Source organism: Streptomyces sp. NPDC037203, from assembly GCF_055605065.1.
Genome location: NZ_JBVJUC010000009.1, coordinates 54,253 through 68,000, shown reverse-complemented (window position 1 = coordinate 68,000; position 13,748 = coordinate 54,253). Strand labels below are relative to the sequence as shown.

General features: G+C 74.3%; 12 protein-coding genes. 5 read left to right on the top strand and 7 right to left on the bottom strand.

Going from position 1 to position 13,748, the window contains the following annotated elements:
• Positions 1–47 precede the first annotated feature (47 nt).
• Complete coding sequence (locus tag ACZ7EC_RS23630) at positions 48–395, bottom strand: helix-turn-helix transcriptional regulator (RefSeq protein ID WP_471065417.1); 348 nt, start codon at positions 393–395, stop codon at positions 48–50.
• 122 nt (positions 396–517) lie between these two features.
• On the opposite strand from ACZ7EC_RS23630, the gene ACZ7EC_RS23625 reads away from it, so the two are divergent.
• Positions 518–973: an STAS domain-containing protein gene (locus ACZ7EC_RS23625; RefSeq protein WP_471065415.1), complete on the top strand. Its 456-nt coding sequence runs from the start codon at positions 518–520 to the stop codon at positions 971–973.
• A 43-nt stretch (positions 974–1,016) separates the two neighbouring features.
• Here the strand turns inward: ACZ7EC_RS23625 and ACZ7EC_RS23620 are convergent, their stop codons facing one another.
• From ACZ7EC_RS23620 to ACZ7EC_RS23595, 6 genes are all read right to left on the bottom strand, one after another.
• A complete protein-coding gene (locus tag ACZ7EC_RS23620; protein WP_471065413.1) occupies positions 1,017–1,424 on the bottom strand; it encodes a TraR/DksA family transcriptional regulator in 408 nt (135 codons plus the stop codon).
• Positions 1,425–1,645: 221 nt separating this feature from the next.
• A complete protein-coding gene (lanL, locus tag ACZ7EC_RS23615; protein ID WP_471065411.1) occupies positions 1,646–4,198 on the bottom strand; it encodes a class IV lanthionine synthetase LanL in 2,553 nt (850 codons plus the stop codon).
• 2 nt (positions 4,199–4,200) lie between these two features.
• Entirely contained in the window at positions 4,201–4,383 is a 183-nt protein-coding gene (locus tag ACZ7EC_RS23610) for an SflA family class IV lanthipeptide (RefSeq protein WP_471065409.1), read from the bottom strand.
• A 469-nt stretch (positions 4,384–4,852) separates the two neighbouring features.
• Entirely contained in the window at positions 4,853–6,430 is a 1,578-nt protein-coding gene (locus tag ACZ7EC_RS23605; protein WP_471065407.1) for an FAD-dependent oxidoreductase, read from the bottom strand.
• The gene (locus tag ACZ7EC_RS23600) at positions 6,427–7,155 is read right to left on the bottom strand and encodes a class I SAM-dependent methyltransferase (RefSeq protein WP_471065406.1); all 729 of its coding nucleotides are present in this window, start codon (positions 7,153–7,155) and stop codon (positions 6,427–6,429) included. The genes ACZ7EC_RS23605 and ACZ7EC_RS23600 overlap by 4 nt, the downstream gene beginning before the upstream one ends.
• 70 nt (positions 7,156–7,225) lie before the next feature.
• Entirely contained in the window at positions 7,226–8,428 is a 1,203-nt protein-coding gene (locus ACZ7EC_RS23595; protein WP_471065404.1) for a lycopene cyclase family protein, read from the bottom strand.
• 326 nt (positions 8,429–8,754) lie between these two features.
• Here ACZ7EC_RS23595 and ACZ7EC_RS23590 point away from each other — a divergent pair, with 326 nt between their 5' ends.
• Genes ACZ7EC_RS23590 through ACZ7EC_RS23575 form a run of 4 tightly spaced genes read left to right on the top strand, consistent with a single transcriptional unit; the run spans position 8,755 to position 13,623 of the window.
• Positions 8,755–9,978, top strand: a complete 1,224-nt coding sequence (locus ACZ7EC_RS23590; protein WP_471065402.1) for a polyprenyl synthetase family protein — start codon at positions 8,755–8,757, stop codon at positions 9,976–9,978.
• Complete coding sequence (crtI, locus tag ACZ7EC_RS23585) at positions 9,975–11,594, top strand: phytoene desaturase family protein (RefSeq protein WP_471065400.1); 1,620 nt, start codon at positions 9,975–9,977, stop codon at positions 11,592–11,594. Before ACZ7EC_RS23590 ends, crtI begins: the two co-directional genes overlap by 4 nt.
• Complete coding sequence (locus ACZ7EC_RS23580) at positions 11,591–12,622, top strand: phytoene/squalene synthase family protein (protein ID WP_471065398.1); 1,032 nt, start codon at positions 11,591–11,593, stop codon at positions 12,620–12,622. Before crtI ends, ACZ7EC_RS23580 begins: the two co-directional genes overlap by 4 nt.
• Complete coding sequence (locus ACZ7EC_RS23575; RefSeq protein ID WP_471065396.1) at positions 12,619–13,623, top strand: DUF5914 domain-containing protein; 1,005 nt, start codon at positions 12,619–12,621, stop codon at positions 13,621–13,623. The genes ACZ7EC_RS23580 and ACZ7EC_RS23575 overlap by 4 nt, the downstream gene beginning before the upstream one ends.
• The last annotated feature ends 125 nt before the right edge of the window (positions 13,624–13,748 follow it).

Genomic DNA, 13,748 nt, shown 5'->3' with positions numbered 1-13,748 from the left:
GCGCCCAGCCGAGCCCGGACGACGTGTCCGCAGCCCACGAGCGGTGGTCAGTTGCTCGTGCTCTGCAGCCGGGGCTGATCGGAGCGGAGCGCCTCGTCCTGGACCAGCAACGACAGGAGTGAGGCGACCGTGAGCCCGATTCCGGCCTCGGCGGGGTGGCGCAGGATCTTGGCGGGGTCGATCCGATAGACGTTGCCACGCCCCTCGCGGGTGTGGGAGAGGTAGCCGTCCTGCTCCAGATCGAAAATGATCTTGTGGACGGCCCGTTCGGTGAGTCGGCAGTGGGCGGCGATGTCACGGATGCGCGCGTTCTGATTGTCCGCGATGGCTGCGAGCACGCGGGCGTGATTCGTCAGGAACGTCCATCCGGTGTGAGGCTCGGGCACTTCATCCATGTCCAGAGTTTAACGAGTCGCCATTCATGCACTCAAAAACATGCACTACATTTCATGCATTGATTGTCGTACGTGCGGGTCGCAGGAGAGCGGGCCCTGACACGCAGGTGAGGAGTGAGCTCATGCATGACCCCGGCTGCCGGGCTATCGCCCTGTACTCATCGCGCGGCGTCCGCACAGGTGTGGAGATCCTCGGCGAACTCGACCTCGATTCCGGCCGTGGCGTCCGCGGCGACCTGCTCGAAGCACTCACCCGGTCGGCGCACGGACTCGACCTGGACCTGAGCGGCCTCGACTTCTGCGACTGCGCCGGCCTGAGCGTCCTGATGGACCTGCGGCAGCAGGCCGCCCTGCAGGGCAAGACGGTGGTCGTCCGCGCCGTCAGCCCCATGGTCGACAGACTGCTGGCCCTCGTCGGAGCTCGGGAACTCTTCGCACCGCCCGCCGAACCGAGCCACCCGGCGGCGGCCGACTTCACCGCTCCCGCCGCCGGGGCGCACCCGAGTGCCACGCTGTCGCGCAGCCGTACACGCACGACACGGATGCCCCAGGCGTCGTGCGGGGCCGCGATGGACTGACGGGACGCGAGTGCCTTCCCGCGTAGGGGTGATACGAGCGGCGTCAGGACGGGGGACGGCGTGTGTCGGAGCGGGCGCAGCTCACGCACATGGTGGCCGCCGGACGGATTTCCAGCCGTTCGGGAGAGATCGTTCCGCCGCAGCCTTCGCAGTTCCCGTACTGGCCACGCTCGATCCGTTCGAGCGCCCGGTCCAGTTCCTCCAGGTGCTCGCGTGCGCGCGCCATCAGAGCGGCCACGTGGGCCCGCTCGAAAGCCGTGCTCCCGCCCTCGGGGTCGTGCTCGTCATCGACCGCGATCAGTGCGTTCGCCGCGACGATCCCGTCGAACTCGCGGCCGAGCGCGGCCGCTCGCGCGAGGGTCTCGGCGCGATCGGCCGCGAGCCGCGCGCGCGTCGTCGCGCCGCTGTCGGCGTCCCGCCTATCGCGGTCGTACGAGGAGGGGTCGTCCATGCCGCTAGAACGCCGATCGCCCGTCCGTAATTCCCCGGCGGGGCAAGGCAACAGCCCCGCAGGCAGGAGGCGCAGGGTTCCCCTGCTGGGCCCACGGGGCCGATGCAACGTACACCTACCCAGCGAAACGCCCGGTAAGCCCCGTTCCACGCCGCGGCATCCGCTGGACGATCCCCCACTCCCCCACCGGCGCCAGGGGCGGCGCACGCCGGTGGCTGCGGTCAGGTGACGCGCCCCAGCCGGGGTCCGCCCTGGTCGCGCAGTCGTCTGAAGAAGGCCAGGACGCCCGCGGAGCCGCCGGCCCAGGTGGCACTCGACCGGGCGAGCCCGGTGTCCGGGAACACGGGCCGGGACCAGGTGCCGCCGCTGCGGCTCAGGATGAGCAGCGCGGTGGTCTCGGCCTGCTCCCGGAACTCCTCGGACCCGGACGCCTCCGCGATGTCCACCATCAGCTCGCCCACTCCGGCCAGCCCGCAGCACTGCGTGACCAGCGGCATCCCCGGTGCCAGTGCGGCGCAGGCGCGCGCGGCCCGCTGCGCGAGCGCGAGGTAGCCGGTCTCGCCGAGGCGTTCCGCGGCCCGGACGAGGACGGTCCCGATGCCGGCCAGGCCCCGGCACCACGAAGCGTAGCGACGAGTCGCTCCCGGTCCGGTGGCCGCCGCGATGATGTCCGGCGTCAAGGCGGCCAGACGTGCGGTGGCCCGCGCCGAGCGGCTGATCGCGTCCGGGTCCCCGGTCACTCCGCCGTATTCGAGGAGGAAGCAGGCGACACCCGCCTCGCCGTGGGCGATGCCCTCGCGGAGCGCGGCACTGCCGGCCGTGTCCGAACTGCCCGGAGTCAGCCGGGCGCTGCCCGAGGCCAGCATCCGGTCGCAGTCGGCGGCGACGGCGAGGTGCCGGTGTGCGGCTTGCGGGTGGCCGGTGCCCAGGGCGTGGCGGGCCAGCAGCAGCCGGCCGAGGCCGGTCCCGGCGGCGCCCGCGATCAGGTCCGCCTCCGGCGGTCCGCCGTCCGGTGCGCGGTCCGGCAGGGCCTCGGGCCCGGTCCGCACCTCGTCGTCCGTCCCCGTCCCCGTCACCGCTGCCGGCTGTGCCCGCGCGAGGAAGAGTTCGACGCCCGTGCGCCCCGTGTAGAAGCCGGGCGGGAGGTTCCTGGACTGTTCCGCCGTCCAGCGCGCCAGCGCGGTGACGGCCGGACGCACGCCGGGCCGGTGGGCGTGGTGGAGGAGTTCCAGTCCGAGTCCCGAACTGCCGCCGTAGACGTCGATCGAGGTGGGAACGTGCAGCCCGGCGGCCCGTACCGGGTCCACGATCCCGTGCGCCTCGCCCACGCAGAAGGCGGTCGTGTGCTCGATGATCTCGTCCAGCAGGTCGTCATCGATCCGGGGCCGGGCGGGCCGGCGCGTGGCCCCGGCCGGGCTGCCGGTGCGCAGGCTGTCGGCGGCGGCGGTCCGTACGGCCGGGTCGAAGCTCAGGAGACCGGAGATCGACGACCGGATCTCCTGGTGGGCGCGGCCGGGCAGTGCCCATGCCAGGCAGGCCAGCGTCCGGTCCCGGTTGACCGCGTGGTCGCTGTCGACGATCACCGGGTCCATGCCGGTGGCGGCGAAGTAGAGGGTCGCGCCGAGGGCGTAGAGGTCGTCGGCGGGGGCGGCGGGGCCGGTCGCGTGCAGAACCGGCTCGCTGTATCCGGGGGTCGCCCCTCCCGGACCGGCACCGTCCCGCTCGCTGATTCCGAAGTCGATCACGTGACAGCGCCCGGAGCCGTCGAGCACGACGTTGTCGGGTTTGAGGTCGCGTACGACCACGTCCCGGTCGTGGATCGCGTCCAGGACGCGAAGAAGCCGCGAGGCGAGGGCGGAAAGGGCGCGCTCCGGCCGGGTGCCGTCGTCCCGGTAGGGGCCGTTGCGCAGGACCTCCCGGCGCAGGTCCCGGTCGCCGCAACTGCTCATGACCAGGTACTCGTCCGCCCGGTGAGCGAAGTAGTCCAGTGCGCGGGGCACGCCCGCCACGCCGTCGAGGACGGTGAGGACCGCGCGCTCGTTGCGCAGCCGGCGCCGGGCGTCCATGCCGGTTTCGTCCTCGCCCACGAAGGCCCTCGCCTGTTTGACCACCACCGGCCGGCCCAGAGTGCGGTCGAGCGCGCGGTAGACGTTGCCCTGCGGTGCGCGCGTGATGCCTGCGGTGACCGTGTAGCGTCCGCCGCCGAAGCGGGGCTCGGGCGGCTTGCCGCCGGGCCGGTGACCGCTCGCGAAGGGGTCCTCGGCCCAGGGCGGGCACCGGTAGCGGCCGACGGCCAGGCCGTCGAACATCCGGCCGTCCGGGCCGGTCATGACGGATTCGAGCCGCCCGCTGCGGCCGGTCCGGTAGTCGCCCGTGAAGGGGCCGTAGCGGTAGTAGACCGGGGCCCGCGGATCCACCCGCCGGTCGCTCGGGACCTGCGGGCCCTCCCGGTCGCGCAGTACGGCGACGAGCTCCCGAGCGAGGTCGGCCACCGCACCGGCCGGGGGGTAGACGGTGATGGCCTTGCCGACGGCTCCGGCGCTCACCACCCCGGAGTTGAGACGGCGCAGGACCTCCGGGTCGCGGGCGAACTTCGCGTGGCAGACATGCCGGGACAGGACCGCCAGGACGAGCCCGGTCACGGTGTCGAGGTCGCCGGGGCGCGTCGAGACGTGCAGTTTCCAGCCGTGCTCCATCGCCGGCATCCGTGGATCGTTCAGGTACGACCACGTTTCGTCGGACCACTCGCTGCGGCCGGCGACGGAGACGGCCACCGCTACGAGTTCAGGTCACAGGAGAAGCGGGTGGTGGCGGTCACCCAGGGGTCGGAGAGACACGCCGTGGGCTCGCGGTCACCCCGGTCGTCGTCCTCGAACACGATCGCCTCGTCGTCGATCTCCAGCGGACCCGCATCGCGGATCGCGTCGGTTTCCTGAAGATCCGGCACGGCTACGGGCATGTGGCGCCTCCATGGTGTGTCGTGCGCTGAAGGGCAGGCAACGGCCGACACGGGTCGGTGGACCCGCCTGGCCGGGGACTCGCTGCACAAAAGTAAGGATGGGGTGCGCTCACTGACAAGGGGTCAGGTCGCCCACCGGGGCCGGGCGGCCTGCCGCCATCGGGAGGGGGTGGGCCATGCGGAAGGGGAACGTGGGGCTCCCCCTTCCCGGAGCGGCGCGGCCGGGCCGCAGACCGGGCACCCGCGCCACTCGGTGCACCGGAGGGCCGCCGACCCGCCCCGTTGTCGGGAGGAGCGGGGACGACGTGGCCGCCGACAGTACGCCGCCTCCGCCCGGCACCGAGCCGGACGGGGCACGCGCGCTCAGGAGGCCGGGACGCGGAACGCCTGCGTCCGCGGCCCGCAGCGCTCCTTGCGGAACCTCCGGTCAGTCGCGGGTGCCCTTCCGGCAGTAAGTCGCCGGTGCCCTTCAGGCCCGCCCTCCGCGGGCGGCCGGGGTCCGCCCGCACGCGGCCAGCGCTCTGAGGAGCGCGTTCCGCCCCCGGTCCGGCACCGTCCACAGCGTCTGGCCCCGCACGCCCCACTGCTCCAGCAGAGCGTTGGCCGCGAGGAAGCCGCTCGTGGCCGCGCGTTCCATGAGGGCCACGGGCAGCCCGGTGCGGACCAGGTCGCCGGCCACGACCACGCGTGGGTGCGGTGTGCGGACGGTGGGCCGGTCGCGGTAGCCGCCCACCGGGAACATGGGGCAGTCTTCGTGCCACTCGTGACGGGCATCGAGGACGGTCGCCGGGCCGGTCTCCGGGTAGACGCGGTGCAGTTGGGCGAGGAGGCGTTTCTGTTCGACGTCCCGGACAGCCGCGGGCGGCAGGGCGTAGGCGTGCAGTTCGACGACGGATCCTCCGGTACGCCGGCTCCAGCGGGCCGCCTCGTCCTCGTAGCGTTCGAGGACACTGATGTTGTCCAGAGTGCCGAAGCCGCTGGTGCCGAGGAACCCGGCCCGGTCGGGCGCCACGGGCCGGTCCAGCCACAGTCGGCTGACCAGGAAGGGCGGGGCCGTGCGCAGCCGCCCGATCCGCTCGCGCCAGGGCGCGTCCCCCAGCTGACCGCACGTCTCGACCAGTGAGCGCAGTCCCGCGCCGTCCAGGGCGAGGACGACCCCGTCGAAGCGGCGCTCGTCCCGCTCGCAGACCACCGCGAGGCCGCCGTCCGCCACGGGTGCGATGTGCTGGACGGATGTGTCGGTGCGGACCTCGGCGCGGTGCCGGGCCAGGTAGTCGGTGAGCGGCTGCCACAGGGCGGAGGGGAAGGAGGCACGCGGGACGTCGAACAGCAGCCCTTCGGCGGAACCCAGGAAGTAGATGTGGAACATGAGTGCCATCTCGGCCGCCGACAGTTCCCGCGGGTCGGCGAAGAAGCTGCGGGAGAACACCTCGAAGGCCAGGTGCCGGGCGCTGTCCGGGAAGCGCACGGCGTCCAGGAGGTCATGGGCACTGGTGCCGTCCAACCGGTCGTACACCTCGGGCACGCGCACGTCGAGCAGGGGCAGGGCCGCCAGCGGGTTCATGGCGCGCAGGTCGCCGAGCCGGAAGGAGGGGCTGAGCGCCACGAAGCCCACCGCGCTGAGCGGCGGGGTGCGCGGGACGTGCCGGAAGCTGTCGCTCAGTCCGCCGGCGTGGAGCAGCGGATAGTCCGCGAGGGGGGTGAGCCGCTCCAGTGCGGGGTCCGTCCGGCGCAGCAACCCGCGCAGGTTGTAGTACTGGCGGAAGAACGCGTGGAAGCCGCGGCTCATGATCGCTGGCGAGCCGTCGCGCAGCCGGGTCGGCCATCCACCGACCCGCCCGCCCAGGTAGGGCCGCCTCTCGTACACGGTGACGGCCACCCCGCGCTCGGCGAGCACGGTGGCGGCGGCCAGACCGGCGATGCCCGCGCCGACGACCGCCACCGACGGCGGGTCTTCCCCGATCCGGAGGACACCGGGCGGAGCCGGCCGCATCCGGGCCTGCCGGTCGCGGCCCCGGCGTGCGGCGCCCTGGCGCGAGGTCCTCATCCGTCCTCCCCCTGTCCGTGCGGCCGCCGTGCGACGAAGGTGTGGGCGACGCCCGTCTGCCAGCCCGGCAGCGGCAGTACCCGCACGTGGTCGAATCCGGCCGCCTCGAGCCTGTGCGCGAAGCGCCCGGCGGTGTCGAACTCCACGACACTGCGCCACAGATGCCGGTAGAGCCGCCCGTCCCCCAGCAAGGTCGCCACGGGCTGCACGACACCCCGGCACACCAGCGTCCACACCGCACGGTCGACGTGCCGCCCGCTGAGCGCGTACTCGTGCACGCCGAGCCGGCCGCCAGGACGCAACAGGTCACGCACCACGGCGAGTACGGCGTCGGCGTCGGCGACGTTGCGCAGGACATAGCCCGCGAACACCGCGTCGAAGGGGCCGCTCACCCCGGCTTCGGCCAGGCGTTCGGCCGACGCGTGGACGAAGGTCACCCCGTCCGCCCACGGCTTGGCCGCGGCCCGCCCGAGCATGCCGGCCGAGGCGTCGACGGCCGTGATGTCGGCGGCGGGAAGGACGGACCGCAGCGCCGCGGTGGACGCCCCGGTGCCGCAGCCGAGGTCCAGCAGGCGCAACCCCCGTCCCGGTCCGGGCAGCCCGAGCCGGCGCACCGAGCGGCGCAGGTGGGCGTGGTAGCCGGGGTTGGCGGCCACGAGGGTGTCGTAGCTGCGGGAGGCGTGGTCGAAGGCGGCGGCGAGGTCTTCGTCGCGCAGCAGCGTCATGGATTTCTCCGTCGGGGGAGGCGGGGAGTACGGATCCGGCGCGGACAGCGGGGGGGCGGCAGGGGGTCGCTCACCGTGGTCCGGGCGGGTCGAAGGGGCGGCGGGGCAGGCGGGGCAGCTCCAGGGCGGAACGCAGCATCGGGCCCACGGGGGCGCGCATACCGATGGCCAGGTCCTCGTGCAGGCGGGTCTCCCCGTCGAGGAAGCGCAGCAGTCGTGTCAGGGGGACGCGGGCGAACAGGCGGCTGAACAGTTCCGGTCCGTCGGCCCGGCCGCTGTCCAGGGCGCGCAGCAGGACGGCGTCCATGATCCGGGAGCGCGCCGGGTGAGCCGCGGGGGGCATCGGGCAGCGGCCGCGGCGCAGTGCCTCGGCGACGGACCTGGTCTGGCGTTGCAGCCCGGCGAAGGTGTAGCCGGTGGCGGGCCGGGTGGCCCCGCCGGCGGCACCGATGCGGAAGACGCGGGCTCCGGTCCGCCGGGGGATCGGCGCGTCGGTCATCGGGATGAGGCCGGTCTCGGTGGCCAGGACGAGCCGTTCGCCGAGCCGCAGGACCTCGTCGGCGTAGTGTCGTACGGCGGCCTCGTAGCGGCCTGCGGTGAGGGGGCGCCGGGAGAACTCGGTGTACTCCACCAGCGCTTCGCACGGACCGGTCGGCAGGACGTAGCCGAAGGACAGGCCGTGCTCCGGTTGCGGGGTGCGGAAGTCCATCAGCTCGACCGCGGACGGGTCGAAGACGGGCCGGGCGGTACGCACGAACCAGCCGTGGAAGTGCTGGAGCAGGGTGGTGCGGGCGGCCGGCAGACTGCCCGGCGGGCGGGAGTCGAACACCCAGCGGGCACTCAGCACGTGCTCGCGTCCACCGGGGTCCCTCAGATGGACGTGGGCGCCACCGCGCACGTCCTCCACCGTCTCGACGGTGGCTTCGAGTCGCCGCACGTTGGGGCTGCGAGCCAGGTCCCGGCAGACGAGGCGCTCGAAGTCGTCGGAGCGGATCATGCGGTACCGCAACGGGGCGATGTCCCCCTCGACCGGGGCACCGGTGCGCGGGCGCACTCTGAGCCGCCGCCACTCGGCCCGTACCGCGGCGTCGAACCGGCCGGGGGCGGCCGTCCAATAGCACCAGGTCCGCGGAGGCGGCCGCAGCGGGCCGGGCGGGGCGTCCACCAGTACGACGGACAGGGTGCGCAGGCCGGGGACGCTCCCGGCGAGCCGGTGGGCCAGCGACAGCCCGGCGGCGCCCGCCCCCACGACAGCCACGTCCGTCTCCGGCACGGTGTCTCCCTTCTCCGGCTCTCACGGTCCGTCCCGGGGGCGACTCGCGACGACTGGGACCCATGGTGACGGCGACCGCGACCGGCGGTGGGGAACACAGCGGTCGCACGGCCGAATGCGTGAGCGTTCTTCCGGATTGTGTACTCCGGCAGGTGCAGGGCGCCCGCGGCGGCGAGCGACTGAGCGCGAGTCAGGGCACGGTGGTGGAGGGCGGATACCGGTGTTCCCGCGATCAGGTGGGGTGTTCGCGCAGCCGACCGCGCCGGACGCACCGGGGCGGTCGGATGACGGGACCGAGAGACGGCAACACGACGGAGGGAAGCTGGATGCGTCCCACTCAGGCACACCGCGCGGCGAGGGCGTCGTTCTTCGCCGGCTCCGCCGAGGTGCGCGAGGCCGACGCCGATGTGCCCGGCGCTGTCGGCCGCCTACTCGGCGAAGTGCTGGCGGAGCGCCTGCGCCGTGCCCGGTCGGCCGATTCCCGCTTCGCCGGGGAACTGGCCGAACGGGTGGCGCGCTTCACTCTCACGGGCGGCAAACGCACCCGCGCCCAGCTGGTGTGGTGGGCCATGCGGGCATGCGCCGGCCGCGACCCGGTGGCCGCGGCGGCCGCCCTGCGCATCGCGGGCGCCCTCGAACTGCTCCAGACGTGCGCGCTCGTCCACGACGATGTGATGGACCGGGCCTCCCTGCGGCGTGGCGGCCCCGCGCTGCACGTGGACCTGGCCGAGAGGTACGCCGGACGGGTGGCGGACGAACGGGCCGAGCGGTTCGGGCAGTCGGCGGCGGTCCTCGCCGGGGATCTCGCACTGGCCTGGGCCGACGACCTGCTCGCGGAGACGCCGCTGCCGCCCTGGACGGCGGTGGTGGTACGCCGGTTGTGGAGCGACATGCGCACGGAGATGGTCGCGGGCCAGTACCTGGATGTGCGAGGCCAGATCACCGCGGCGTGGTCGCTGCCCCGTGTCCGGCGCGCCGCCTGCCTGAAAAGCGCCCTGTACTCGGTGGGGCGGCCCCTCGCCCTGGGGGCGGCCGCCGCGGGCGCCGACGACGTGACCGCGGGCCGACTGGGTGACGCCGGCCGCTGTGTCGGCATGGCGTTCCAGCTGCGGGACGACGTGGACGACGTCTTCGGCGATCCGCGTCAGACCGGCAAGGCGTGCGGTGGCGACATCCGCGAGGGCAAGCCCACCCATCTTCTCGCGATCGCCCGCGCGCGGGCCGAGGCCGCCGACGACGGGGCCGCGCTGGCCGTCCTGGAGCGGTGGCTCGGCGACGCGGCACTCACCGAACGCGGCCTTGAGCAGGTGCGGGACGTGCTCGTCGAGACGGGGGCGCGCGACGCCGTGGAGAACAGGATCGACCGGCTCACCGCACGGGGGCTGCGGCACCTGGACCGTGCGGGGCTGGACGCGGAGGGCGCCGGGCCGCTGCGCGCGCTGTTGCTCGCGACGGCCGGGGCACGGCCGGACGGGGACGCCGGGCGCCGACGGCCCGCGCACCGCCCGTACGCGCACGCCGTCCGCAGCGGGACGGGGAGCGGCCGGTGACCCGCACCCTGCCCGGTCCCACGGACCACGTGGTCGTCGTCGGCGCCGGACTGGCCGGGCTGTCGGCGGCGCTGCACCTGCTGGGCGCGGGGCGGCGGGTCACCGTCGTCGAGCGCGAGGAACTGCCGGGAGGGCGAGCCGGGCACCTGGACCTGGCCGGTTACCGCGTCGACACCGGGCCGACCGTGCTGACCATGCCCGAGCTGGCCGAGGAGGCGTTCGCCGCAGTCGGCGACAGCCTGCGCGAACGGGTCGAGCTCCTCCCCCTGCACCCCGCCTACCGGGCCTGCTTCGCGGACGGCAGCACCCTCGACGTGCACACGGGCGCGGACGCGATGGCCGCCGAGGTGGAACGCTTCGCCGGAGCGGCCGAGGCGGCGGGCTACCTCCGGCTCCGCGACTGGCTCCAGCGCCTGTACCGGGCCCAGATGCGCCGCTTCATCGACGCCAACTTCGACTCGCCCCTGAGTCTGCTCAACGCCGACCTCGCCCGGCTGGCGGCGCTGGGCGGCTTCGGCCGGCTGGACGCCCGGATCGGCCGCTTCCTGGGCGACGAACGGCTGCGCCGGGTGTTCTCCTTCCAGGCCCTGTACGCGGGTGTACCGCCCGCGCGAGCGTTGGCCGCCTACGCGGTCATCGCCTACATGGACACCGTCGCAGGCGTGTACTTCCCCCGCGGCGGCATGCACGCGCTGCCACGGGCGATGGCGGAGGCGGCCGCCGGAGCGGGCGCAGAGCTGTGCTTCGGGCAGCGGGTGACCCGGCTGGAGCGGTCGGGCGAGCGGGTCACCGCCGTCGTCACCGACACCGGCCGCATCCCGTGCGACGCGGTCGTCCTCACGCCGGACCTACCCGTCGCCTACCGCCTGCTCGGCCGCCGGCCGCGCAGACCGCTCGGGCTGCGGCACTCGCCCTCCGCGGTCGTGCTGCACGTCGGCACGGACCGCACCTGGCCCCACCTCGCCCACCACACGATCTCGTTCGGTGCGGCGTGGCACTCCACCTTCGACGAACTCACCCGTACCGGCGAGCTGATGAGCGACCCGTCACTGCTGATCACCCGGCCCACCGCCACGGACCCCGGCCTCGCGCCACCGGGCCGCCACCTGCACTACATTCTCGCCCCCTGCCCGAACACCGACATCGGCCCGGACGCGGCGGCCTGGTCCGAGCTGGGCCCGCGCTACCGGGACACGCTGCTGCGGGAGTTGGAGCGCCGCGGGCTGGACGGGCTCGAAGCCGCCATCGAAGCACAGTGCCTGGTCACCCCGGCCGACTGGCACGCCCTGGGGCACGCGGCCGGCACCCCCTTCTCCACTGCCCACACCTTCCTGCAGACCGGGCCGTTCCGGCCGCGCAACCTGGTGCACGGCACGCGGAACGCGGTCCTGGCCGGCTGCGGCACCACCCCCGGAGTCGGGGTGCCCACCGTACTGCTGTCCGGGAAGCTGGCCGCGGCCCGCGTCACGGGCGTCCCCCTGCGCCGGAGCACTCGCGTACGCCCCCCGGCGGCCCCCGCCGCCGACCGCGGTCCTGCGGGCGCCCCGGCCCTCACGGGTCCCCCGCTGCCGCCAAGGGCCCCGGCCGCCCCCACGAACGAAGGCAGGACCGGATGACCGATCGAGAACTGGCCGCGGCGGGGATCAGCGACCCGGAACTTTGCGCGGCCTACCGCCACTGCCGTGCCCTCAACGCCCGGCACGGCAGGACGTACTTCCTCGCCACCCGGCTGCTGCCCATCGAACGCCGGGCCGCCGTGCACGCCCTGTACGGCTTCGCCCGCTGGGCCGACGACATCGTCGACTGCCTCGCCACCGGGGCCGGATCCGATGTACGGGCGCGGGCACTGGCGCGGCTCCAGGCGGAACTGGAGGAGGGGCTGCGAGGGGGCGACAGCGGTGAGCCCGTGGTGCACGCGCTCGCCGACACCGCCCGCCGCTACGCCATCGACCCTGCCCATTTCCGGGACTTCATGACCGCGATGCGCTCCGACCTGGTCGTGACGGACTACCCCACCTACGCCGATCTGCGCGCGTACATGCACGGCTCCGCGGCGGTGATCGGGCTCGAGATGCTGCCGGTGCTGGGCACGGTGGTACCGCGGGAGGAAGCCGCGCCGTATGCCGCGGCGCTCGGCGTCGCCTTCCAGCTCAGCAACTTCCTGCGGGATGTCGGAGAGGACCTGGACCGCGGGCGCGTCTACCTGCCCGCCGATCTGCTCGCCGGTCACGGCGTCGACCGGGAACTGCTGGCCTGGAGCCGCGCGGCGGGGCGTCCGGACCGCCGGATCACCGCCGCGCTCAGGGAGTTCGAGGCGCTGACCCGTGGCGTGTACCGGTCGGCGGCCCCCGGAATCCAGCTTCTCGACCCGGTGGCGCGGCCCTGCGTCCGTACCGCCGCCGCCCTGTACGGCGGCATCCTCGACGCCGTCGCCCGCGACGGCTACACCGTGCTGCACCGGCGGTCGGTGGTCGGACGGCGGCGCAGGGCAGTGGTGTCCGCGGACGGGCTGGCCCGCGTGGTGGCGGCCCGGCTGCGTGCCCGCAACGGCCTCGTGCGCCGGCCGACCGGCGGTACCCGCTCCCTGTCCGCGGCGGCGCTCGCGCCGACGACGGCCGTCCGCTCCGCCGAGGAGATCGCGTGAACCGCCGTCGTCTGCCGCTGTCGCTGCGCCGCGACGCCGTGCCCTGGGAACGCCAGCGATCCACCTGGCGCGAGGCGCGGCCCGCGGTGATCGCCGCGGCGCTGAAGCGGGCGCAGGCCCGGCCATCCGGGAACTGGTACGTCGTCGGCGCCTCCCGAGCCCTGCGCGGGGACGGCAAGCTCGCCATGAACGTGGCAGGGCACGAGGTCGTGGTGTGGCGAGGGCCCGACGGGCGCCCCCTGGGCGGTCCTGGGATCTGCCCGCACCTCGGTGCACCGCTCCGGGACAGCCCGGTGCGCTGCGGCAAGCTGGTGTGCCACTGGCACGGGCTGGTCCTCGACGGCGGCCCGTACGCGGGCTGGACTCCGCTGCCGGTGTACGACGACGGGGTGCTGGTGTGGACGCGCCTGGACGCGGTGGGCGGCGAGGAGCCGCGGGACGCACCGGTCGTCCCACGCCGGCCCGTCCCCGCGCGCGCCGTGACGGCCGTCTACGCGGGGACGGGAGTCTGCGAGCCCGAAGACGTGGTGGCCAACCGGCTCGACCCGTGGCACGGGGCGTGGTTCCACCCCTACTCGTTCGTCGACCTGACCGTGGTGGACGCACCCGGTGAGCAGCTCGGCTCACACGACGGCCCGGACGCCCTGACCGTCGACGTGTCCTTCAGGGCGGCGGGCCGGCTGGTCGTGCCGGTCCGCGCCGTCTTCACGGCGCCCGACCCGCGCACCGTCGTCATGACCATCACACGGGGGGAGGGCGCCGGTTCCGTCGTGGAGACCCATGCCACCCCGCTGGGCCCGGACGAAACCGGCCGGCCCCGCACGGCTGTCACCGAGGCGGTGGTCGCGGCGTCTGACCGTCCGGGGTTCGCAGCCGTTCGCCGGTTCGCACCGCTGCTGCGTCCCCTGATGCGCGCCGCAGCGGGGCGGCTGTGGCGCGACGATCTGGCTTACGCCGAGCGGCGCTGGGAACTGCGTTCCACGGGGCGTTTCCCCGGCTGAACGCCAGGCATGGCGCACCGGGTGCGGCCCGTGCCGTCGGGCGCGGTCGAGCACGAACTTCTCGTCCGCGCCCCCATTGGCGTTGATCTGGCAGTTCACCGTTCCTCCGGGGCCGGTGGCGGTGG

Coding starts and splice junctions, on each gene's coding strand:
- ACZ7EC_RS23600 (WP_471065406.1), bottom strand. CDS start 7,155: ATGACGCTGCTGCGCGACGAAGACCTCGCCGCCGCCTTCGACCACGCC.
- ACZ7EC_RS23580 (WP_471065398.1), top strand. CDS start 11,591: ATGACCGATCGAGAACTGGCCGCGGCGGGGATCAGCGACCCGGAACTT.
- ACZ7EC_RS23605 (WP_471065407.1), bottom strand. CDS start 6,430: ATGAGGACCTCGCGCCAGGGCGCCGCACGCCGGGGCCGCGACCGGCAG.
- ACZ7EC_RS23610 (WP_471065409.1), bottom strand. CDS start 4,383: ATGCCCGTAGCCGTGCCGGATCTTCAGGAAACCGACGCGATCCGCGAT.
- ACZ7EC_RS23590 (WP_471065402.1), top strand. CDS start 8,755: ATGCGTCCCACTCAGGCACACCGCGCGGCGAGGGCGTCGTTCTTCGCC.
- ACZ7EC_RS23620 (WP_471065413.1), bottom strand. CDS start 1,424: ATGGACGACCCCTCCTCGTACGACCGCGATAGGCGGGACGCCGACAGC.
- ACZ7EC_RS23630 (WP_471065417.1), bottom strand. CDS start 395: ATGGATGAAGTGCCCGAGCCTCACACCGGATGGACGTTCCTGACGAAT.
- ACZ7EC_RS23625 (WP_471065415.1), top strand. CDS start 518: ATGCATGACCCCGGCTGCCGGGCTATCGCCCTGTACTCATCGCGCGGC.